Below are 22,015 nucleotides of genomic sequence, written 5' to 3'. Positions count from 1 at the left end.
ATCCGGATAGCGCCGCTCTGACGGCGGCGCGAGCATGGCGTCCTCTGTTCCGGAGCCTGATGCCATGTCGTTCGTGATCCACGGGCTGTCGCCCGACACCTTCCAGCCGTTGTTCGCACTCGACGACGGCGCGCTGGCGGCGCGCAACATACGCCGCGTCGTCGCCGACGCCGACCGGGGATTCCCGTGCCGGGGCACCCTGGAAGACGCGCGGCAGGGCGAGACGCTGTTGCTGCTTCCGTTCCTGCACCACGACGTTTCAGGTCCCTATCGTGCCAGCGGTCCGATCTATGTGCGCGAGGCCGCCATGCAGCAGCCTGCGGCGGTGTTCCGCGACACGCTGCCGCCCAGCTTTCCGCGACGCCTGCTGTCGCTGCGCGCGTACGATGCAAACGGCCTGATGCGCGATGCCGATGTGGTGGAAGGAAGCGACGCACTCTCCCACCTGCGACGCCTGCTCGCCGTGCCGGACGTCGCCTACCTGCACGTCCACAACGCGCGACCCGGCTGCTATGCCTGTCGCGTCGATCCGGCCTGATCCTCGTCCTTGCCCAGGATGATCCGCGCACCGCGCTGGTAGCTCCAGTACGCCCAGCACCAGTTCAGCAGCACCACCAGGCGGTTGCGGAAGCCGATCAGGAAGAACACGTGCGCCGTCAGCCAGAACCACCAGGCCAGCAGGCCGGAGAACTTCAACCGGCCGAAATCCACCACGGCCGCCATGCGGCCGATGGTGGCCAGGTTGCCATAGTCCTGGTAGCGGAAGTCGCCGGGCGATGCCCGCCCATCCAGTCGGGCGCGCAGTACCTGCGCCACGTGCCGGCCCATCTGTTTCGCCGCCGGCGCCACGCCGGGTACGGGGCGCCCGTCCGAGGTCACGGCGGCGAGATCTCCCGCGACAAAGATGTCCGGATGCCCCGCGACACTGAGATCGGGCTGCACCGGCACGCGGCCTGCGCGATCCAGTGGCACGTCGAGCGAGCGCGCCAGCGGTGATGCCGCCACGCCGGCCGCCCACACCACCGTCTTCGCCGGCACGAACAGGTCGCCCAGCCGGTAACCCTCGTCGGTGATGTCGCTGACCGGTGTGCCGGTGACGACCTCGACGCCCAGCCTTTCCAACTGCCTGCGCGCCTTCTCCGACAGCGTGTCGGGAAAGGACGCAAGCACGCGCGGCCCCGCCTCCACGAGCCGTACACGCGCCTGCGAGGGATCGATGCGGCGGAATTCGTTCTTCAGCGTATGCCGCGCGATCTCGGCCAGCGTGCCGGCCAGTTCCACGCCGGTCGGTCCGCCGCCGACGATGGCGAAGCTGAGCCACGCGGCACGTCTCCCGGGATCGGTTTCGGCTTCCGCGCGCTCGAAGGCGAGCAGCAGGTGGCGGCGCAGCTGCAGGGCGTCGTCCAGCGTCTTCAGGCCGGGCGCATGCCGCGCCCACTCGTCGTGGCCGAAATAGGCATGCGTCGCGCCCGTGGCCAGCAGCAACGCGTCGTAGGCGATCGTCGTGCCGTCGGCCAATACGACATGCTTCTTCTGCGGCGCGATCGCAGCGACCTCCGCCAGCCGCACTTCCACATTGGCCTGCTTGCGCAGGATGTGGCGTAGCGGCGCGGCGATGTCGGGTGCCGACAATCCGGCGGTGGCCACCTGGTACAACAGCGGCTGGAACAGGTGATGGTTGTGCCGGTCGATCAGGGTGATGCGTACCGGTGCGGAGGCCAGCGCGCGCGTGGCCCAGAGGCCGGCGAATCCGCCGCCGACGATGACGAAATGGTGTGCTGCCTGCATGCCGTTTCTCGCGGCCACGGGCTGCGTGGCGCCTTGCGACGGATTGTCGCATGTACCCCTTGCGCACGCTCAATGCGGATCGCGGTCGATCAGCGACGTTTCGCGCGTGTCCGGCATCCACAAGTAGACCAGCAGCGAACACGCGATGCAGGCGGTGACGTATCCGTAGAAGCCGGCCTCCATGCCGATCTTCTTGAACCACAAGGCGACCATGTCCGCCGTTCCGCCGAAGAGCGCGACGGTCAGTGCATACGGCAGGCCCACGCCCAGGGCGCGGATCTCCACCGGGAACATTTCCGCCTTCACCACCGCGTTGATCGCGGTGTAGCCGCTGAGGATCACCAGTGCCGCCATGACCAGCCAGAACGCCTGCGCCGGGCTGGACACCGTCTGCAGCGCCGACAGGATCGGCCATGTGCACAGCGTGCCCATGACGCCGAACGCGATGAGGATGCGCCGACGGCCGATCCGGTCGGACAGCGCGCCGACCACCGGTTGCAGCAACATGAAGAAGAACAGGGTGGAGGCGTTGATCAGGCTGGCCGTCTCGCTGGCCATGCCGGCGCTGTTGACGAGGAACTTGTGCACGTAGGTGGTGTACGTGTAGAAGGCCAGCGTGCCGCCCATCGTCAGCCCGACCACGGCGAGCACCGCGCGTGGGTGCTGCATCAGCGCGCGCAATGTGCCCTGCGCCTCCTGCTGGTCCGGCGTGCCGGCGGCCTCGCGGCGGGAGAAGGACTCGGTTTCCACCATGTTCCGGCGCAGCCACAACGCCACCAGCGCCGCCACCGCACCGATCGCGAACGGGATGCGCCAGCCCCACTCGCGCAGTTGCTCGTCGGTGAGGAACACACGCTGCAGCGCGATCAGCACGGCCAACGCAATCAGGTGCCCCATCACCAGCGTGACGTACTGGAAGCTGGACCAGAAGCCGCGATGCGCGCGCGAAGCCATCTCGCTGAGATAGGTCGCCGACGTACCGTATTCGCCGCCGACCGACAGGCCCTGCAGCAGCCGCGCCAGCACCAGCAGGATCGGTGCGGCCACGCCGATGCTCGCGTAGCCCGGCGTGCAGGCGATGATCAGCGAACCGCCGCACATCATCACCACCGACAGCATCAGCGCGCGCCTGCGGCCATGGCGATCGGCATAGCGGCCCAGCAGCCAGCCGCCGAGCGGGCGCATCAAAAAGCCCACCGCGAAGATCGCAGCGGTCTTCAGCAACTGGCTGGTGCGGTCGCCGCCGGGGAAGAACACTTCGGCGAAGTACAGCGAGAACGCCGCGTAGACGTACCAGTCGTACCACTCCACCAGGTTGCCGACCGAGCCGCTGAAGATACTGCGCAGGCGTTGGGCGGGCGTCAGGTCGGCGCGGGACGTGGGCGTCATCAGTACAGGTCCATGGGGTCGACATCGAGCGACCAGCGCGTTCGGCGGGCTTCCGGTAGCGCGTGGATGTCCGGCAGCGCGATGTCGAGCGCGCGGTGCAGGGCGCGCCGCTCGGGCGAGGACAGCAGCAGCTGTACGCGATGCAGGCCTGCGCGGCGCGGCATCGGCGCAGGCAGCGGGCCGTGCATCTCCAGCGAGGCATCGTGTGCGCGCAACGCGCGCTTCGCCGCCTGCAGGAACTGCTGCGCGGCGTCGATGTGCCGGGCTTCGGCGCGCAGCAGCGCCAGGTGCGCGAAGGGCGGGAAGCCGGCCATCTGGCGCTGTTCCAGTTCGGCCTCGGCGAAGGCGTGGTAGCCGCCGTTGATCAACGTGTTCAGCAGCGGGTGATCGGGGTGATGCGTCTGCAGCCAGACATCGCCGCGCTTGCCCGCGCGGCCGGCGCGGCCTGCCACCTGGATGAGCTGCTGCGCCAGCTTTTCGCCCGCGCGGAAATCGGTGGAGAACAGCCCCTCGTCCACGCCGACCACGGCCACACGGGTGAGGTGCGGCAGGTCGTGGCCCTTGGCCAGGATCTGCGTGCCCACCAGGATGCCGGGCGTGTCGCCCAGCTTCGCCAGTTGCTGCGCCAGGCCGTCGCGCTTCTGCGTGGTGCCGCGATCCACGCGCAGCACCGGCACGTCTGCGAACTGTTCGGCCAGCAGTTCTTCCAGCCGCTCGGTGCCGATGCCCTGCGGTTGCAACGCCAGACCCCCGCAATCGGGGCAGGCTGGTGGCGCCGCCTGCCGCGCGCCGCAGTGGTGGCACTGCAACCGCTTGCCACCCGCGTGCACGGTCATGGGGCTGTCGCAGCGCTTGCACTGCGCGCTCCAGCCGCAGTCGTGGCACAGCAGCACCGGCGCGTAGCCGCGGCGGTTCTTGAACACCAGCACCTGGCCGCCAGCGTCCAGCGCCTGGCGGATCGCCTGCAGCGTGTCCGACAGCAGGCCGGCCTGCTGCGCGCGCTTGCGCATGTCCAGCACGCGCACGGCCGGCGGCTGCGCCTCACCGGCACGACGCGCCAGGCGCAGGTGCGCGTAGCGGCCGCTGCGTGCGTTGTGCAGGGTTTCCAGCGATGGCGTGGCGCTGCCCAGCACCACCGGCACGTCCAGCGCCTTGCCGCGTACCAGCGCGAAGTCGCGTGCGTGGTAGCGGATGCCGTCCTGCTGCTTGTAGCTGCCGTCGTGCTCCTCGTCGACCACGATCAGGCCGGCCTCCGGCAGCGGCGTGAACACCGCCGAGCGCGTGCCCACGATCACACGCGCCTCGCCGCGCAGGCAGGCGGCCCAGGTGCGGGCGCGCTCGCCGTCGTTGAGGCCGGAGTGCAGCGCATGCACCGGCACGCCCAGCCGTTCGCGGAAGCGCGACAGCGTCTGCGGGGTCAGGCCGATCTCCGGCACCAGCACCAGCGCCTGGCGGCCGCGCCGCAGGCAGTCGGCGATGGCGTGCAGGTAGACCTCCGTCTTGCCGCTGCCGGTCACGCCGTCGAGCAGGAGGGCACCGAACCCCGAAGTGCCGATGATCGCGTCGGCGGCGGTCTGCTGTTCGTCGTTGAGCGCCGGACCGGCGCGCGGCGACGCGGCGACGGCCGCGGGTGCGGCCGCGAAGCGCTCCGCCAACCCGCGCTTGCCCAGATCGCGTGCGGCGGTGCGTCCTGCGTCCAGGTGCAGGTCCAGCACGTCTTCATCCAGGGCGCCATGCTGCGCCAGCAGGTCCGCCAAGCGCCGGGGACGGCTACCCGCACGCAGGCGCTCGCGTCCCGAAAGGCCGGCTTCCGTCAGGCGCCAATGCCAGGCATGGGTATCGGGCAGCGGCTCGCCCTGGCGCAGCAGCACCGGCAGGGCGGTGGCCACCACCTCGCCCAGCGGGGCGTGCGTGTAGCGGGCCAGCCAGTGCAGCGATTCCAGCAGTTCGCCGTGCAGCAGGGGGGCCCCGTCCAGCAGTGCGTCCGCCGGGCGGAGGTCCAGCCCGGGATCGCCCGGCGGGCCGACCCCGGCGACGAACCCGGTCAGCGCCCGGTTGCCGAACATCACGCTCACCCGCTTGCCGACATCGCCGGCCGAGGCAGCGTGGCCGACAGGGGGCAGGTAATCGAACAGCCGTGGCAGCGGCACGGGCAAGGCGACTTGAAGGGCACGATCGGGCGGCATCGCGTGCAGTGTATCGGCCCCTTCCGATGGCGGTCAGGTCTCACACAGTTGCGGCGATGTCCTGCCGGAATCTTGACGAAAATCACGCAAGTGCCGATCCCCAAAGGGGATTCCGGTTTATCCACACAGGTTGTGGATAAATCTGTGCATGGCGCGAATGCTTCACGGCGCAATGACGGTCCCGCAAGCATCCGGGTCGGGTTGGCGAAAAAAGCGCCAGCGACATAATTTAAAATAAAATCAATAACTTGGCCGTGAAACCGAAATGAAACATGGGCGCCAGGGGTGGGTCAGCGGCCACGGATGACGGATCGATGACCGCTGTGCACAACGTTGTTTCGTCGAAACCCTTGTGCCATCGGGGAGAGCAGATTCTGGCGCGCTGTCAAGCGTCCATACGGGCCGGATGGGTGACTATCATCGGTCATCCGCAACCGATTCCATGATGGCTCCCCAAGACCCCGTCGGCTCTCCCGCCCCCGCCGCCCTGGCCGCCTTCCTGCGTGGCTGCGAGCGTCGCGGCGCCGTGTTCGCCGAACTCCAGTGCGGCGATCCGGACCGCGGCGATGTCGCTCTGGCGGCCGCCCTGCGTGCCTTCCGTGGCAATGCGGCGGCGCTGCCGATGGCCGACTGGCCGGTGCGCTTCTGGTCGCTGCTGTCCGCCGCGCCGCCATTGCGGACGGTTGCCCCTGACGCGCGATGGCCGGGCGCGCTGTCCGCCCTGGCCGCGGCCGCGCCGCTCGATCGCGCGGCGCTGTTGCTGCGGCTGGCCGGTGGCCTGCAGGAAGCCGACGCCGCCGACGCCCTGGGACTCGATGGCGCGGCTTACCGCGATGCCCTGGCCCGTGCCTGCCCCCGCGACGCGTTGGGCCATCCCGATGCCGCCGCGTGGCGCGCGGTGGCCGAGGCGATCCAGACGCTGCTGCGCGAACTGCCCCCAGACCGGCTGGCCAAGCTCGCCCGCCTGCGCGAGGACGCCCTGGCCGGCACCCGCGTGCCGGCCAGGGCGCCGGTAAGGGCGCCAGAGTCCGGGACTGTCGATACCCGGCGCCGCTGGTCGTGGATCCTGCTGGCCGGGATCCTGCTGCTGGCCGCCGCCGGTGCGGCGCTGTGGTGGTGGCAAGGGCAGGCGCCACCGCCGGCATCGACACCCACAGGGGCTCCCGCCGCGGAAGAAGGGGTCTCGGCGCTCCCGCCTGCTCCGGTCATCGCGTCGGTTCCCCTGCCCGCGGCCGAGGCGCCCGCTTTGCGCGCAGACAACATGATCGCCGCCGAGGCCCATGGGGATTTCGCGCTCCTGGCCGATGCCGATGACGAGGCATATGCCCGCGAAGCGGATTTTCTCGCCTGGTACGTCGCCGGTGCCGGCGCGACGTCGGCGGCACCGGCGTCCACTGCCGATGCCGGAGCCGCGGGCGATGTGGCGCGCTGACCGCAGGCGGGCGCGCCCCGCGATCGCGATCACTGTCATCGCCCTGGTGGCGGCCATCGCCGCGTCGCCCGCGCAGGACGCAACGAATGCGTCCCGTTGGGCCGCCATGTCGCCCACGGCGCAAGCCGAGTGGCAGCAGCGTCGCATGGCCTGGGATGCCTTGCCGCGGCACGAGCGCGATGACCGTCGCGCACGCTACGCCGCCTGGCGCGCGCTGGACGAGATACAGCGCGCGCGGTTGCGCGCCGCCGCCAGCGAGATCGCGGCGCTGCCGCCGGAGCACCAGGCCGCGCTACGCACGCAGTTCGGCATGCTGGACGCGATGCAGCGGCAGGGCTGGCGGCTGGGTCCGGACCTGGGCGCCGACTGGCCGCGCCTGCAGCCGCTGTTCGCTTACGTCCCGCCCGCCGAGCGCGATGGCCTGCTGGCGGTGCTGCGACGGTTGGATGCGGAGCAGCGCGACGACCTGGCCGCGCTTGCGCAGCGGCTTCAGCCGCAAGAGCGGGATGCGTTCCGGCGTGAATTGCTGGCGGTGCCTGATGGCCGGCGCCGCGCATGGCTGCAGCAACGGCGTGAACGCTAGCCGGGGATTCTGTCGCAGCGGGTCCGCCGCACCCTGCACCAGGCGATCGATCGAGCGATCGCAAAGGCACAGGTTCTCCCCGGAAAGCGCGGTACGGCGTTCCTACGCATTCACCAGGCTGGTCAGGGACAGCAGGACCATGGCCGTGACGACCAGCATGAAGTACAGCATGCCCAGCGCGAGGTACTTCAGCAGCGTGACGACCGGGTGCTGGCGATAGACGCGCTGCTGCATCCAGAACAGGTAGACCGGCATCCAGAACATGACCAGCAACTCGGCCAGCCACACCGGCGCCCGCGCCACGGTCGCCTGCGTGGGCAGCAGGCTGTCGATGAAGGAGAGCAGGAAGAACGCCAGCACGCACAGGCACAGGTAGGCGTGGCTGTAGAGCGCCACCACCAGGTGCTCCAGATACAACCGGCCTGTGCCGATGTAGGCCAGCTTCAACAGCAGCGCGAACACCGGCACCAGCACGAACAACGCCGACGGCACGGCCCCCATCATGGCGTTCTTGAACAGTTCCGGGTCTTTCTGCAGGCGTGGGATGTTGTCCTGCGCGCGAGCGATCTTCTTGTTCAACCAGCGGTTGCCGAACTCCGGAAGCCAGGCCACGCGCACGGGATTGTCGACCGGATGCCAGGGCTTGCCGTTCTGCGAGAACAGCGAGCCCGTGCTGTCGGGCATCGGCCCGTTCTCCGGGATCCGGTCGGGCTGGGCCAGCGCCGGGTGGTCGGGCTGCAGTTCGACGATGCGCGCGCGCGCCCGCGCCTGGGTGCCGCGGATGTTGTCTTCCACCCGTTCGCGAGCGAACACGAGCGTCGGCGGAATGGTGGCGCGCGCAGCTAGCAGCCCGTCGATGGTGCGGTCGCGCAGGCGCACCACTTCGTCGGGGTCGGTCAACGATGCGAAGTCGACGCCTTCGCCCCCCCCGCCCGTCACCTGGACCGTCGTGCCGCCCTTGCCGTCCGCCACGGCAGGCGGGCTCAGCACATCGCCGCTGCCCATGGCGAACTTGCCCACGAAGAACGTCAGCACGCTGAGGATGACGAACAACCGCAGTGGCGCCACGTACGGCGCGCGGTGGCCGGCCAGGTAGGCGTTGGCCAGCCTGCCCGGCGACAGCAGCGTGCGCAGGGTGCGGAAGATGCGGCCGTCCAGGTGCCAGAACGATTCGAATACCTCTTCCACCGCATGCCCGAAGCTGCGCAGCGGGTTGTGCGCATTCTGTCCGCAGACGTGGCAGAACCCGCCCTGCAGCGGCGTCTGGCAGTTCTCGCACGCGCTGGCGTGCACGGCATCGTGCGATGGGGTCATGGGGCGTTCGGGCGGCGCAGGTGGCGAGCGGGTAAGATACCGGCCTCCCGTGACCCGGTGCCAGCGCGAAACCGCGCGACCGTAGTCCGGCGGTTGATCCCCATGTCTGTGTCTCCCTCCCCGACCCCGCGCTTCGGCCAGGAAGTGCGTGCGACGGCCACGCTCGCCCTGCCGCTGGTGCTGGGCCATGTGTCCACCGGCCTGATCGGCTTCGTCGACAACGTGATCGCCGGCCACCACGCCACCGCCACGCTGGCGGCGGTGACCGTGGGCACGGCGCTGCTGTGGCTGCCGATGATGGTGCCGATCGGCACGCTGATCTCGCTGACCGCCTCGGTCTCGCAGCTGGACGGCGCGAACCGGCGCGACGAGATCGCGCCGCTGTTCCGCCAGGCGCTGTGGCTGTCGCTGGGCCTGGGCGTGCTGATGTTCGCCTTCCTCAGCGTGGCGCCGCACGCGCTGGCGGCGTTCGGCATCGCGCCCGACATCATTCCCGGCGCGACGGCCTTCCTGCACGGCATCCGCTGGGGCGTGCCGGCGCTGACGCTCTACTTCTGCATGCGCTATCTCAGCGAGGGCACGCACTGGACACTGCCCACGATGATCCTGGGCTTCGGCGGGCTGCTGGTGCTGGCGCCGGTGGGCTACGTGCTGACCTTCGGCAAGCTGGGATTTCCGGAAATGGGCGCAGGCGGCCTGGGCATCGCGTCGGCGCTGACCATGTGGCTGCAGGCCATCGCATTCGCGACGTATCTGGCGCGCGCGAAGCGGTTCGCCGACCTGCACCTGTTCGCGCATTTCGATCCGCCGCGCCGCGGGCCGATCATGCAGCTGTTGCGCACCGGCCTGCCGATCGGCATCACCGTGCTGATGGAGGGCAGCCTGTTCATCGTCACCGCGCTGCTGATCGCGCGCCTGGGAGCCACCCCCGCCGCCGCGCACCAGATCGCCATCAACGTGTCCGCTCTGTGCTTCATGGTGCCAATGGGCGTGGCCGAGGCCACCACCGTGCGCGTGGGCCATGCGGTCGGTTCGGGCGACGGGGCCGGCATCCGCCGCGCCGCGCACGCGGGTTACGTCATCGTGCTGGCCACGCAGGCGATGTCGGCGCTGTTGCTGCTGCTGGGGCACGATCTGGTGGTGGCGCTGTACACCGACGACCTGGCGGTGGCCGCGTTGGCGGGCACGCTTCTGCTGTTCGCCGCCGCCTTCCAGTTTCCCGATGGCATCCAGGTCCTGTCGGCCGGCGCGCTGCGCGGGCTGAAGGACACCCGCGTGCCGATGTGGCTGGCGGTGGTGTCGTACTGGGGCCTGGGCATGCCGCTGGGCGCCGGATTGGGCCTGGGGCTGGGCTGGGGGCCGCAGGGCATGTGGCTGGGCCTGATCGTGGGCCTGACCGCCGCGGCCGTCTTGCTGGGCTGGCGCTTCGAGCGCAGCAGCCGGCGCCGGGCCATCGTCATGTCAGCTTGACGGGTGACCATCGGGGCATGAAAGCCCGATGGCCGCACGCTACAGTGGTCCCAGTTTCCCGGAGTTCCCCATGAGCCAAGTCGCCCCCGCACCTCGCCGCAGCCCGGTCGCCGCCTTCTTCGTCGGCCTGTGGGACGTGGCGAATTTCACCCGCAAGCTGGTCCTCAACCTGATCTTCTTCGGGCTGCTGTTCCTGGTCTTCATCTTCTTCATCATCGCCGCCGGCAGCGGCGGGGTGAAGCCGCTGATGGAGCGCACCACCTTCGTGCTGGCGCCGGAAGGCCGCCTGGTGGAGCAGTTCACCGCCGATCCGGCCACCCGCGCGCTGGCCAAGGCGCTGGGCGACAAGAGCGCCGAGGAAGTGCAGCTGCGCGACCTGCTGCGCGCCATCGAGGCGGCGCAGAAGGACGAGAAGATCGAACGCATGCTGCTGCGCGTGGACCAGCTGCAGCCCACCGGCTACGCCTCGCTGCGCGAAGTCGCCGCCGCACTGGCGAAGTTCCGTGCGTCCGGCAAGCAGATCGTCGCCTTCGGCGAGAACCTCAGCCAGACCCAGTACCTGCTGGCCGCGCAGGCCGACGAGGTCTACCTCGATCCGATGGGCAGCCTGATGCTGGAGGGCCTGGGCCGCTACCGCCAGTACTACCGTGAAGGCCTGCAGGACAAGCTGGGCGTGGACGTGCACCTGTTCAAGGTGGGCGAGTACAAGTCCGCGGCCGAACCCTACGTGCTGGACGCGGCGTCCAAGGAGGCCAAGGAAGCCGACCTGTTCTGGATGAACGATGTGTGGCAGCGCCTGCTGGCCGACATCGCTAAGGTCCGCAAGACCACGCCGGAAGCGCTGGCCGCCGGCATCGACACCCTGCCCGAGGGCATCGCCGCCGCGGGCGGCGACCTGGCCAAGTACGCGCTGCAGCAGAAGCTGGTGGACGGCCTGAAGACCCAGGAAGAAGTCGAGGACCTGCTGATCGAACGCGGCGTGGCCGACGAGGATTCGGACACCGGCTTCCGCGCCATCGGCCTGACCGGCTACCTGACCCAGCTCGACGCCAAGATCAATCCGCTGGACAAGCGTCCGCAGATCGCCGTGGTGGTGGCCGAAGGCGAGATCACCGACGGCGACCAGCCGGCCGGCCGCGTCGGTGGGCTGTCCACCTCGGCCCTGCTGCGCGAGGCGCGCGACGACGACGACGTGAAGGCCGTGGTGCTGCGCGTGGATTCGCCCGGCGGCGGCGTGTACGCCTCCGAACAGATCCGTCGCGAAGTGGCCGCGCTGAAGAGGGCCGGCAAGCCGGTCGTCGTGTCCATGGGCGACCTGGCCGCGTCGGGCGGCTACTGGATCAGCATGAACGCCGACCGCATCTACGCCGACCCGTCCACCATCACCGGCTCGATCGGCATCTTCGGCATGATCCCCACCGTGCCGCGCACGCTGGAGAAGATCGGCGTGCGCACCGACGGCGTGGGCACCACCCGCTTCGCCGGTGCGTTCGACATCACCCGTCCGCTGGATCCGGCCGTGGGCCAGGTGATCCAGTCGGTCATCGACAAGGGCTATGCCGATTTCACCGGCAAGGTCGCCGAGGCACGCAAGAAATCCGTCGAAGAGATCGATGCCGTCGCCCGTGGCCGCGTGTGGAGCGGTGCGCAGGCCAAGGAACGCGGGCTGGTAGACGAACTGGCAGGTTTGGATGCGGCCCTGGCCGATGCCGCCAAACGTGCCAAGCTGGGAGAGCCTGGCAAGTACCGCGTACGCTACATCGAGAAGATGTCCTCGCCGTTCTCGCAGTTCATGGGCGGCTTCGCGGGCAGCCGCATCGGTGCGGCCTGGCTGAAGGATTCGGACTTCGCGCGCGCGCTGCTGGCGCGCAGCCTGCCCGAGATGGAAGCGCAGCTGCGCTTCGTCGAGGAAGCCGTCAACGACCGCCAGGGCGCGCCGGTGAAGACGCTGGCGTACTGTTTCTGCGGCTTCTGACCGCGACCGGCATCGCGTGATCCAGCGGGCCGCCCGGGTGACCGGGCGGCCCGTTCCGTTTGCGCCATGGGATGGCCGTCATACCCGCAATCCGCGTTGTAGGCAGCATCGACGGCGTGTGGAGTGCAGATGAAGCGCATGAAGGTGGCCGTGCTGGCGATGATCGCGCTGGCATACGCAGCTGGCGCCCGGCCGACGCAGCCCAGCCTGCCCGGCCTGCCCGGCTTGCCGTCCTGCGCGCATGCGTCGGCGCCGGAAGACGCAGGCCTGGTGGCGACCCCCGGGGGCTTCATGCTGGTGCATCCACGGAATGCGGACCTGCCGGACGACTACACCGGCTGCAAGACGCTGTGGGTGATGGATGTCGATCCCGAACCCTGGCACTGGGCGACGCTGTGGTTCAGGGACGGTCGACTGCAGCGGGTGGTGAGCACCTCGCGGGGTGCGTCGGCGCCACGCGTGTGCGACATGCCCGGCATGGCGCTGCCCGAAGGATTCGCGCCGGCGCCGGCCTGCGAAGGACTGGACGACCATCCCTGGGCCGCCCTGTGCCTGCCGAGCTGGCCGCGCGCCTGCGCGGGCGACGCGCCGCCGGCGGTCTGCGAGGGAGAACCGGAATGAGGCCGATGATGCGTGTCGTCACCGCGCTGGCGCTCGCGTTCGTCAGCACCCTGCCATCCGCACGGGCGGGGGATGCCGACACGGAATTCGATGCGTTTCTCGCGCGCTGGCGCGCCGCCGTCGCCGCGAACGATGTCGATGCGGTCGTCGCCATGACCCGGCTGCCGTTCCTGTTCGAAGGCCGGGACCATGCCCGTGAAGGCATGGCGCGCGAGGTGGTGCCGGCCCTGTTGACCGTCGAGGTGCGCCACTGCCTGCGTACCGCGGCCCCGCTGCGCGAGGACGACCGCTACGTGCTGTCCTGCGCGCCCTACCAGTTCCACCTGGGGCGCGTGGACGGTGAGTGGCGCTGGGTGGAGTTCGCCGCCGACGGCGAAGGCTGAGGTTCAGGGCGCGCTGGCGTTGCCGGCGGCGTCGGCCTCGGCGGCCTCGGTCCGGTCGGCGGCGGCCTGTACCTGCGCCTCCACCGCCTGCGCCTGCTGGATGGGCGCCTGTATCGCGTCGCGCAGCTCCGTGCCGGAGGGCGTGGCGGACGCCGTGGCCTGCGGCTCGGGCGGCTCGTCGGTGGGCGGCGGCTCTGGTGCGCGGCAGGCCGTGGCCGCCAGGGCGAGCGAGGCGAGCAGGGCGAAGCGGATCCCGGGCATGGCGACGATCCTCGTGTGACGTGGCGCTATGCTACGCCCAACGAGGAAGGAGGCGCATGTGGTGGCGAACCGGTGGCGACTGGAAGGGCAGCGGGCGCTGGTGACCGGTGCCAGCGCGGGCATCGGATTGGCGATCGCGCGCGAACTGCTGGGCTTCGGCGCCGACGTGATGATGGTGGCGCGCGATGCGGATGCCCTGCAGGACGTGCGGCACGATCTGGCCGAAGAGCACCCCGAGCGCGAGATCAGCATGCTGGCCGCCGACGTGGCCGACGACGAAGACCGCCGCGCCATCCTTGACTGGGTGGAAGACCACGGCGACGGCCTGAACATCCTGGTCAACAACGCCGGCGGCAACGTCACCCGGGCCGCGGTGGACTACACCGAGGACGAGTGGCGCGGCATTTTCGAGACCAACCTGTTCTCCGCCTTCGAGCTGTCGCGCTATGCGCATCCGCTGCTCACCCGGCATGCCGCTTCGTGCATCGTCAACGTGGGCAGCGTATCGGGCATCACCGCCGTGCGCAGCGGCGCGCCCTACGGCATGACCAAGGCCGCCCTGCACCAGCTGACCCGCAACCTGGCCGCCGAATGGGCCGAGGACGGCGTGCGCGTGAATGCGGTTGCGCCCTGGTACATCCGCACGCGCCGCACCTCGGGGCCACTGTCGGACCCGGACTACTACGACGAAGTGATCGCACGCACACCGATGCGCCGCATCGGCGAGCCGGAAGAAGTCGCCGCCGCCGTCGGATTCCTCTGCCTGCCCGCCTCCAGCTACATCACCGGCGAATGCATTGCGGTGGATGGTGGATTCCTGCGCTACGGGTTCTGATTGACGTTCGTTTGATGCGCGCCCGCTAGCGTGTGCCCGTCACAGAGCGGGGACACGAAGATGGGACGATGGATCAAGCGGGTCGCGATGGCGGGCGGTGCGCTCGTCCTGATCATGGGCATTGCCGGCTTCGCGTACATGCGCGCACTGGACCTGGACAGCCAGCCCCCCGCGGGTGCGCGCAGCACGGTGGCCGATCTGGACTTCATGCGGAACGCGGTGGCCGGGCCGCGTGGCCGCATCCTCGCCGTGGTCACCAGCACGTCGCACTTTCCCGGTGGCGAAAAGAAGTCGGGCTTCGAGCTGACCGAACTGGCGCGTGCGTACTACGTGTTCCAGGCCAATGGCTACGAGGTGGACATCGCCAGTCCCCGCGGTGGCCCGCCACCGATGCGGCGGGACGACGAGGACATGGTGGCCGCCGACTTCGCCTTCCTCAACGATGCCGGGGCGCAACGGAAACTGGCCGCGAGCCTGCGCGTGGCCGACGTGGATGCCTCGCGCTATGCCGCGGTCTATTTCGTCGGCGGCAAGGGAACCATGTTCGATTTTCCCGACGATCCCGGCATCCAGCGCCTGGTGCGCGATGTGTACCAGCGCGGTGGCGTCGTCGGCGCCGTCTGCCACGGTCCGGCCGCGCTGCTCGAGGTGACGCTGGACGACGGCACGCCGCTGCTGCGTGGACGTCGCGTGGCGGCCTTCAGCAACGCCGAAGAGCTGTTCCTGATCGAGGATGCGCGTGCACGATTCCCCTATCTGCTTCAGGACCGCATCCTGGAGAAGGGCGGGCGTTACATGGAAGGCCCGATGTATCTGGACAACACGGTGGTCGATGGCCGCATCGTCACTGGGCAGAACCCGTGGTCGACGTGGTCCACGGCGGAGGCCATGGTGCGTGCGCTGGGCCATGTTCCGGTCGCCCGCGCACCGGGGCGCGACGAGCAGGCGGTGCAGGTGATGGCGGCCTACCACCGGCATGGCATGGCGGCCGCACGCGAGGCGAGGGCCACTCTGCCCGAGGCGGACAAGCGCCTGTTGCTGATGCACGCCCTGGTCGCGGCCATGCAGGGGCGTGCGGGGGACGCGTGGCATCTCCAGGCGCTGGCGCTGGGCTGACGCGGAACTACTCTCCGCAGTCGCTTTCGGACAGGATGCGCGCCACGCGCTCGTACTCGGCGCGGTTCCTGTCGACATTCTCACGGCGCGCGAAACGCCAGGCCACCTCGGTTTCGTCGCGGCGCTTCTTCCATGCATCGCACAGTGCGCCGTCGGGCACGCGGGCGCAGGTGTCGCGTACCACTTCGCAGGCCTGGCCGGCGCCGCCCTGCGGGTTGCCGTCCAGTCCGGTCGTGCGCAGCACGACGCAGCGGGAGGCGGGTTCGCTGTCCTCGGTGACGTAGGTGTCCTTGTCGTAGGTGGTGCATTGGAACAGGACCGGTGGCGGCAGTCGGGGGGCATCGGCCGCGGGCGCGGCGGGTGCGGGTTCCCGCGAGGCGGGTCGGGCGGGGGCGGCCGGTTGTATCTGCGCAGTGGTCGGGGGCGAAGCCGAGTTCGCCGGCGCCATCGGCACGGTGTTGACGCCCTGCAACGTGCGTTGCTCCTGCTTCATGCCCTTGGGGCATGGTGCATTCTGCAGCGTCAGGGCACCGCTGGCGTCGGTGCAGCGGTAGATGACGACGTCTCCGGCCCGGGATCCGGGCGCGATGGCGGCGCCGAGAAAGATCGCCAGCAACAGCCGGCGGGCGTAGGGAGCGGGGATACGGCTCATGGGTTCCTGCAGTCGTTGGCGATGCGCGCGTCGATGTCGCGCTGTTCCAGATCCAGCGCGCGTCGTTCGCTCGACATCGCGCTGCCGTAGCGCCGGAGTATTTCATAGCGCCGGTCGGACAACCGTGCACAGACTTCCGATTGCGGCAGCGCGTGGCAGGTGTCGCGGATCCATACGCCACCCGGCGCGTAGCCGGCACCGCCGTGGCCCGGCCGGGGCGGATGCGGTGGGCGTGGCGGTCGGGGATCGCCGCTCTGGAACGACAGCGTGGCGTTGCCGATGGACACATTGCCCGACACGCTGGCGGAGCCCGTGTGGCGGTCGCGCGACCACGCAGGATAGCCGGCCGACCAGTACGGCACCCAGCGTGGATTCCCTTCACCGTCATCGCTGGTGTAGGTCTCGCCGTCGGGCGTCACGCACTCGTACAGGGGGCGGGGCGGTGTGAGGTACACCACCTGGACGGTGGTGTTCGGGACCGGTGCGGCCGGCGTCGGCGTCGGTGCAGGCGGCTGCGCCGACGGCGCCGGATCGCGTGGACGTTGCATGGTGCGGACATCCTGCTGCTCGCCCTTCAGGCAAGGGGAGTCGCGCAGCGTCAGCGCGCCACGGGCATTCGTGCAGCGGTAGATCGTGACGTCGGTCGTGGCGGCCGGCTTCGACGCCTGCGCGGAGGACGGCGACGGGATCAGGAGGACCGGCAGCAGGAGCAGGGCAAGGCGCGGCATGCCGTCATGGTGCGCGCGTGGACAGGGGATGGAAAGCCGAGCGCCGTGAACGGCCGCCGGTCATTCACGCAGCGCTTGGCCGGTCAGTGCGTCGCGGATGGCGGTGGGGCGAGCCAGGCCGCCGGTCTGGCCGGGCACGGTGGCGTCCACGCGCTCCAGCAAGGCCGGGTCCAGTGCGTCGTAGTCGCTGACGGCAGGCTGGCCGCTCAGGTTCGCGCTGGTGGACACCAGCGCGCCGCCATAGGCCTGGCACAGGCCGACCACGGTGGGGTGTTCGCTGACCCGCACGGCGATGCCGCGATGCTGGCCGGTGATCCAGCGTGGCGCCTGCGCGGTGGCGGGCATCACCCACGTGTACGGGCCAGGCCAGCTGGCCAGCACCTCGGCCAGGCGGTCGGTGGGAACGGCGGCGAAATCGATCAGCGGACGCAGCTGTTCCAGCGTGGCGGCGATCAGGATCAGGCCCTTGTCCACCGGTCGCTGCTTGATCGCGAGCAGCCGGTGGACGGCGCCCTCATCGAACGGATCGCAACCCAGGCCCCACACGGCTTCGGTGGGATAGGCGACGATGCCGCCGCTGCGGATCACTTCCGCGGCTTCCTCGATGGTCCGTTCGATGGGCATGGCGTGCGTGGTGGCAGGGATCAGAACGGTGCGTCGTCTCCGGCATCGGCCTTGGCGACGGATTTCTTCGCCACTTTCTTGGTCGCTGCCTTCTTCGTCGCGGTTTTCTTGGTGGCTTTCTTCGCCGCCTTCTTCGCGGGCGTTTTCTTGGCCGCCGTCTTCTTCGGCGCCGCTTCCTTCTTCACCGCCACCTTCTTCGCGGCGGCTTTCTTGGCGCCGAAGCCGCGACGCACGGGCTTGCCCGTCTCCTCCAGCAGCTTCTGCACCTCGTCCAGCGTGAGTGACGCCGGTTCGCGGTCCTTCGGAATCTTGCCGTTGAGCTTGCCGTCGCTGATATACGGGCCGAAGCGGCCGTTGAGCACCTGGATGTCGCTGCCGTCGAACTCCTTGATGATGCGGTTGCGCGCGATCTCTTCCTTCTCTTCGATCAGGAACACCGCGCGCGCCAGGTCGATCGTGTACGGGTCGTCTTCCTTCTTCAGCGACGCATATACGCTGCCACGCTTGGCGAACGGGCCGAAGCGGCCGATGCCGACGCTGACCTCTTCACCCTTGTCCTGGCCCAGCTTGCGCGGCAGCTTGAACAGCTCCAGGGCGTCTTCCAGGGTGATGGTATGCATCGACTGGCCGGGACGCAGCGAAGCGAACTCCAGCTTCTCGTCGGTGTCCTTGTCGCCGATCTGCGCGTACGGCCCGTAGCGGCCCAGACGCACGCTGACCGGCTTGCCGGACTTGGGGTCGGTGCCCAGCTCGCGCGCGCCGGTGGCTTCGCTGCGGTCGACGGTTTCGGCCTTTTCGGTCACCAGTTCCTTGAACGGGCCCCAGAACTTCTCCATCAGCGGGATCCACTCTTCCTCGCCACGGGAGACGGCATCCAGCTCGTCTTCCAGCTTGGCGGTGAAGTCGTAGTCCACGTACTGCGTGAAGTGGCCGGACAGGAACTTGCTGACCGCGCGGCCCACGTCGCTGGGCTTGAAGGCGCGACCTTCCATTTCCACGTACTTGCGGAAGATCAGCGTCTGGATGATCGAGGCATAGGTGGACGGACGGCCGATGCCGTATTCCTCCAGCGCCTTGACCAGTGCCGCTTCGGTGAAGCGCGGCGGCGGCTGGGTGAAATGCTGGTCGGCATGGATGCGGTCCAGCGGCACCGTATCTCCCGGCTTCATCGGCGGCAGCTTGCGGCCTTCGTCGTCGTCCTCGGCGTTCTTCTGGTCCTTGCCTTCCTCGTACACGGCCAGGAAGCCGGGATCGACCACGGTGGTGCCGCTGGCGCGGAAGCTGTGCTGGCTGCCGGCGGCCAGGTCGACGCTGACGGTGTTGAGCGTGGCCGGCACCATCTGGCAGGCGACGGCGCGCTTCCAGATCAGGTCGTAGAGCTTGCGCTCGTCCTCGCTCAGGTAGCGGGCGACCTGCGCGGGCGTGCGCAGCGCGCTGGTCGGGCGCACGGCTTCGTGCGCTTCCTGTGCGTTCTTGGACTTGGTCACGTAGACGTTGGGCTTGTCCGGCAGCGCCTGCGTGCCGTAATCGCGCGCAATGACATCGCGGATCTCGGCCAGCGCCTCGGCGGACAGGCTGACCGAGTCGGTACGCATGTAGCTGATCAGGCCGACCGTGCCTTCTTCGCCGATGTTGACGCCTTCGTACAGCTTCTGCGCCACCTGCATGGTCTTGCGGGTGGTGAAGCCGAGCTTGCGCGAGGCTTCCTGCTGCAGGGTGGACGTGGTGAACGGCGGCGCCGGACGACGCTTGCGTTCCTTGCTGCCGACATCGGTGACGTGCAGCGAACCCTGTGCGGCCTGCTGGATGCGCACGCGTGCGGCTTCGGCGGTGTCGCCGTCGGTGACGGTGAACTGTTCGAACTTCTGCCCGTCCAGTTTGGTGAGCTTGGCGGTGAAGGGCTGGCGCGGATGCGCGCACTCGGCTTCGATGCTCCAGTATTCGCGGGCGACGAAGGCTTCGATCTCCTCCTCGCGCTCCACGATCATGCGCAGGGCAGGCGACTGCACGCGGCCGGCGGACAGGCCACGCTGCACCTTGCGCCAAAGCACCGGCGAGAGGTTGAAACCGACCAGATAATCCAGCGCGCGGCGCGCCTGCTGGGCGTCGACCAGGTCGCCGGCGATCTGGCGCGGCTGGGTCATCGCTTCCTTGATGGCGCGCGGCGTGATCTCGGTGAACACCACGCGGTGCAGCGGCTTGTCCTTCAGCAGGCCGCGCTCTTTCAGGATCTCCGCGATGTGCCAGCTGATGGCTTCCCCTTCGCGGTCCGGGTCGGTGGCCAGGAAGATGTCGTCGGCGCCCTTGGCGGCCTTGGCGATGGCATCGACGTGCTTCTCGTTCTTGTCGATCAGGTCGTAGCGCATCGCAAACCCGTTGTCCGGGTCCACCGCTCCTTCCTTCGGCACCAGGTCCCGGACGTGGCCATAGGACGCCAGGACGGTGAAGTCCTTGCCGAGGTATTTGTTGATCGTCTTGGCCTTGGCGGGCGACTCGACGATGAGCAGGTGCTTGGGCATGTCAGGGGTTCAGGGGAGTTCGGGTGGGCCGTCCGGGGCCGGCTAGGGTGGCCCAAATGCGGGCGCCAGAGAAGCGGACGCCCGGGGCGCGGGCCCCGGGCGTTCAGATTTCCTATTTATAGTGGTGTCACGGCCGCCCCCGGCCTGTCAAGCCGGCACACCCGGGGCCGCCCGGGTTCCGTGACCCGGGTCGCGGCCTGGGTCGGCGGCTCAACGACCCATCGAGGCCAGCGCGGCGAAACCCACCACCATCAGGATGAAGGCGCCCACGAGCAGCACGCCGCCCAGGATCAGCACGACCAGGGCCACCGTGCCCAGCTCTTCGCGCTGGCGCTCGGGCTGGGCGGTGAAGGCCCACTTGTCGACCACCAGCGTGTCGCACATCAGGTCGTGGAGCCCCTGCTTGCGTTCGGTGAAGGCGGCCATGATCAGGCCGATACAGAAGATCAGACCGCTGAGCAGGTAGGCCCAGTAGCGGCCGAAGCCGCGCAGGAAGCTGATCTTGTCGCCGTCGGTCCTTACCACCTTGATGCCGATGGCCAGTTTCCCGGGCGTCGCGCTCAGGCCGGCGGTCGAGTGGAACCACGCATAGGCGATGGCGGTGAGCAGGTACGACGTGATCGTCTCGCCCGGGTTGAACACCTGGGTCGTGAAGGAGCTGCCCGCGCCCATCAGGCCACCGACGATCATGGCCACGATCGCGACGGGAATGCCGATGGCGAACGCATCGATGATGCTGGCCGCCACGCGCTTCCAGAAACCTGCGTAGACCACATGGCCGTCTTGCACGCGCGCCGTGGAACGCGGCTCGACCACATCGGCCCGGGGCGCGGCGTAGGGCGATGCCGCCGTGGCCGCAGCCGCCACGGCGCCCACCGGGCCCGTCTGCACAGGCGTGTGCTGGGCGTAGCGGGGCTCACTGGCCGTGAACACCGCACGTCCGGTCAGTGGCCGTTCGACCACCGGTTCGGCTGCGGGCTCAGGGGTCGGGTGCGCAGCGACGGGCGCGGGCGCGGCAAGGCCGAGTTCGCTGCCGAGTTCCCCCAGCGCTGTCCACTGACCCATGCCTTCGCGCCAGGCCAGCGAGGCGTCGGTCAGCGCGCCGCTGCGATGCAGCTTCACCAGCGCGTCCTGCGGCACGGGGCCCTGACGCTGGCGAAGGTTGTCGACGTAGTACCACTCGGTCATGCGGGGTCTCCGTGGATCTTTCAGGATTGCAGGGCCATCGGAACGACGATGGCGGCGATCACGGCGATGAACATCAGGCCGTAGAGCACGCCGGCGATCGCCAGGATGACCTTGGTGACGGTGCCCAGCCCGCGCTGCTGCCAGTCCGGGTGCGCCGTGTACGCCCAGCGGTCCACCACCAGCGTGCCCACCACCATGTCGTGCAGGCCTTGCTTGCGTTCGGTGAAGGCGGCGATCAGGTAGCCGACGTACAGCGTGATGTAGTTGAGGAACACAGCCAGCCAGCGCAGCAGCGCACGGCCCAGCGTCAGGCGGCGGCCTTCGGTGTCGGTCACCTTGATGCCGACCGCCATCTTGCCCAGCGTGGCCTGCTTGCCCGACGACTCGAAGCCGGCGTAGTACGCCGCGCTGATCACCGGGTACAGCAGGTAGACCAGCGCCATCATGCCGAACATCGCGGCCATGCCTTCCGTGCTGTCCTGGTTGCGCAGCAGCAGGCTGCCGCCGATGCCCAGCACCACCACGGCGACGATCAGCACCAGGTAGTAGGCGAAGCCCACCACCATCGAGTCGATGAACAGCGCGGCCAAGCGCCGCCAGAAGCCGGCCAGCACCACGTCGCCGCCGGCGACAGGGTGCTGTTCGGAGGCGAGCGGGGCGGTCGGTGGCGCATAGGGCGCATCGGCCGCGGGCGATGTGGCGGACTCTGCCGGCATGGCCGGCGCGCCGAGCGCGACGTCCAGCTCGGACGCCATCGACGCCAGCGGTTGCCAGGTTTCAAGGCCGTCGCGCCAGACCAGCGAATGGGCGACCAGACGTTCCGCCCGGACGTGTCCGGCCAGTTCCTCGGCGCTGAAAGGCCCCTGCCGCTGCCCTTGGGCATCGGCGTAATACCAGTGCGTCATTCCTTCATTCCCCGGTGCAGGGCGTGGCGTGCGTCGCCACGCCGGC

20 protein-coding genes are annotated in these 22,015 nt (G+C 69.4%); 9 read left to right on the top strand and 11 right to left on the bottom strand.

Annotation, left to right across the window (positions count from 1 at the left end; translation table 11 throughout):
* Window positions 1-64: 64 nt before the first annotated feature.
* Window positions 65-538, top strand: coding sequence for a DUF1203 domain-containing protein (locus V8246_RS10715; protein WP_336189135.1), 474 nt, complete (start codon window positions 65-67; stop codon window positions 536-538).
* Here V8246_RS10715 and V8246_RS10710 read toward each other — a convergent pair.
* From V8246_RS10710 to V8246_RS10700, 3 genes are all read right to left on the bottom strand, one after another.
* The gene (locus tag V8246_RS10710; RefSeq protein ID WP_336189134.1) at window positions 511-1,788 is read right to left on the bottom strand and encodes an NAD(P)/FAD-dependent oxidoreductase; all 1,278 of its coding nucleotides are present in this window, start codon (window positions 1,786-1,788) and stop codon (window positions 511-513) included. The two genes, V8246_RS10715 and V8246_RS10710, sit on opposite strands and share 28 nt — an antisense overlap.
* 69 nt (window positions 1,789-1,857) lie before the next feature.
* Entirely contained in the window at window positions 1,858-3,177 is a 1,320-nt protein-coding gene (locus V8246_RS10705) for an MFS transporter (RefSeq protein WP_336189133.1), read from the bottom strand.
* Window positions 3,177-5,363, bottom strand: a complete 2,187-nt coding sequence (locus V8246_RS10700) for a primosomal protein N' (RefSeq protein WP_336189132.1) — start codon at window positions 5,361-5,363, stop codon at window positions 3,177-3,179. Before V8246_RS10700 ends, V8246_RS10705 begins: the two co-directional genes overlap by 1 nt.
* Before the next feature lie 442 nt (window positions 5,364-5,805).
* Between V8246_RS10700 and V8246_RS10695 the strand changes: the two genes are divergently transcribed.
* Both V8246_RS10695 and V8246_RS10690 read left to right on the top strand, forming a co-directional pair.
* A complete protein-coding gene (locus V8246_RS10695) occupies window positions 5,806-6,795 on the top strand; it encodes a hypothetical protein (RefSeq protein WP_336189131.1) in 990 nt (329 codons plus the stop codon).
* The gene (locus V8246_RS10690; RefSeq protein WP_336189130.1) at window positions 6,782-7,378 is read left to right on the top strand and encodes a DUF3106 domain-containing protein; all 597 of its coding nucleotides are present in this window, start codon (window positions 6,782-6,784) and stop codon (window positions 7,376-7,378) included. The genes V8246_RS10695 and V8246_RS10690 overlap by 14 nt, the downstream gene beginning before the upstream one ends.
* Window positions 7,379-7,480: 102 nt before the next feature.
* Here V8246_RS10690 and V8246_RS10685 read toward each other — a convergent pair whose 3' ends face one another.
* Window positions 7,481-8,692 (bottom strand): DUF3667 domain-containing protein, encoded by a 1,212-nt coding sequence (locus V8246_RS10685; RefSeq protein WP_336189129.1) that lies wholly within the window; start codon window positions 8,690-8,692, stop codon window positions 7,481-7,483.
* Between the two features lie 102 nt (window positions 8,693-8,794).
* Between V8246_RS10685 and V8246_RS10680 the strand changes: the two genes are divergently transcribed.
* The 4 genes from V8246_RS10680 (at window position 8,795) to V8246_RS10665 (ending at window position 13,141) form a co-directional block, all read left to right on the top strand.
* Window positions 8,795-10,162, top strand: coding sequence for an MATE family efflux transporter (locus V8246_RS10680; protein ID WP_336189127.1), 1,368 nt, complete (start codon window positions 8,795-8,797; stop codon window positions 10,160-10,162).
* 70 nt (window positions 10,163-10,232) lie between these two features.
* The gene (sppA, locus tag V8246_RS10675; RefSeq protein ID WP_336189126.1) at window positions 10,233-12,137 is read left to right on the top strand and encodes a signal peptide peptidase SppA; all 1,905 of its coding nucleotides are present in this window, start codon (window positions 10,233-10,235) and stop codon (window positions 12,135-12,137) included.
* A gap of 129 nt (window positions 12,138-12,266) precedes the next feature.
* A complete protein-coding gene (locus tag V8246_RS10670; protein ID WP_336189124.1) occupies window positions 12,267-12,758 on the top strand; it encodes a hypothetical protein in 492 nt (163 codons plus the stop codon).
* Window positions 12,755-13,141 carry a hypothetical protein gene (locus V8246_RS10665; protein WP_336189123.1) on the top strand — a complete coding sequence of 129 codons (387 nt, stop codon included), beginning with the start codon at window positions 12,755-12,757 and terminating at the stop codon, window positions 13,139-13,141. Before V8246_RS10670 ends, V8246_RS10665 begins: the two co-directional genes overlap by 4 nt.
* 3 nt (window positions 13,142-13,144) lie before the next feature.
* Here V8246_RS10665 and V8246_RS10660 read toward each other — a convergent pair whose 3' ends face one another.
* Window positions 13,145-13,402, bottom strand: a complete 258-nt coding sequence (locus tag V8246_RS10660; protein WP_336189122.1) for a hypothetical protein — start codon at window positions 13,400-13,402, stop codon at window positions 13,145-13,147.
* 58 nt (window positions 13,403-13,460) lie between these two features.
* On the opposite strand from V8246_RS10660, the gene V8246_RS10655 reads away from it, so the two are divergent.
* Window positions 13,461-14,237 (top strand): SDR family oxidoreductase, encoded by a 777-nt coding sequence (locus V8246_RS10655; protein WP_336189121.1) that lies wholly within the window; start codon window positions 13,461-13,463, stop codon window positions 14,235-14,237.
* A gap of 60 nt (window positions 14,238-14,297) precedes the next feature.
* Window positions 14,298-15,353 (top strand): type 1 glutamine amidotransferase domain-containing protein, encoded by a 1,056-nt coding sequence (locus V8246_RS10650; protein ID WP_336189119.1) that lies wholly within the window; start codon window positions 14,298-14,300, stop codon window positions 15,351-15,353.
* A 7-nt stretch (window positions 15,354-15,360) separates the two neighbouring features.
* Here the strand turns inward: V8246_RS10650 and V8246_RS10645 are convergent, their stop codons facing one another.
* The 6 genes from V8246_RS10645 to V8246_RS10620 all read right to left on the bottom strand — a co-directional run bounded on the left by V8246_RS10645 (window position 15,361) and on the right by V8246_RS10620 (window position 21,969).
* Entirely contained in the window at window positions 15,361-16,005 is a 645-nt protein-coding gene (locus V8246_RS10645; protein WP_336189117.1) for a DUF4124 domain-containing protein, read from the bottom strand.
* Entirely contained in the window at window positions 16,002-16,733 is a 732-nt protein-coding gene (locus V8246_RS10640) for a DUF4124 domain-containing protein (RefSeq protein WP_336189116.1), read from the bottom strand. Before V8246_RS10640 ends, V8246_RS10645 begins: the two co-directional genes overlap by 4 nt.
* A 60-nt stretch (window positions 16,734-16,793) precedes the next feature.
* Entirely contained in the window at window positions 16,794-17,357 is a 564-nt protein-coding gene (locus V8246_RS10635; RefSeq protein WP_336189115.1) for an L-threonylcarbamoyladenylate synthase, read from the bottom strand.
* Window positions 17,358-17,377: 20 nt separating this feature from the next.
* Window positions 17,378-19,876 carry a DNA topoisomerase I gene (locus V8246_RS10630; RefSeq protein ID WP_336189114.1) on the bottom strand — a complete coding sequence of 833 codons (2,499 nt, stop codon included), beginning with the start codon at window positions 19,874-19,876 and terminating at the stop codon, window positions 17,378-17,380.
* A gap of 210 nt (window positions 19,877-20,086) precedes the next feature.
* The gene (locus tag V8246_RS10625) at window positions 20,087-21,064 is read right to left on the bottom strand and encodes an RDD family protein (protein WP_336189113.1); all 978 of its coding nucleotides are present in this window, start codon (window positions 21,062-21,064) and stop codon (window positions 20,087-20,089) included.
* Between the two features lie 20 nt (window positions 21,065-21,084).
* Window positions 21,085-21,969, bottom strand: coding sequence for an RDD family protein (locus V8246_RS10620; RefSeq protein ID WP_336189112.1), 885 nt, complete (start codon window positions 21,967-21,969; stop codon window positions 21,085-21,087).
* Window positions 21,970-22,015: the final 46 nt, after the last annotated feature.

The sequence above is a fragment of the Pseudoxanthomonas sp. F11 genome (assembly GCF_037046485.1).
GTDB lineage: Bacteria > Pseudomonadota > Gammaproteobacteria > Xanthomonadales > Xanthomonadaceae > Pseudoxanthomonas_A.
Note: the sequence above shows the minus strand (reverse complement) of the source record. Positions and strands in the feature narration are given on the sequence as shown.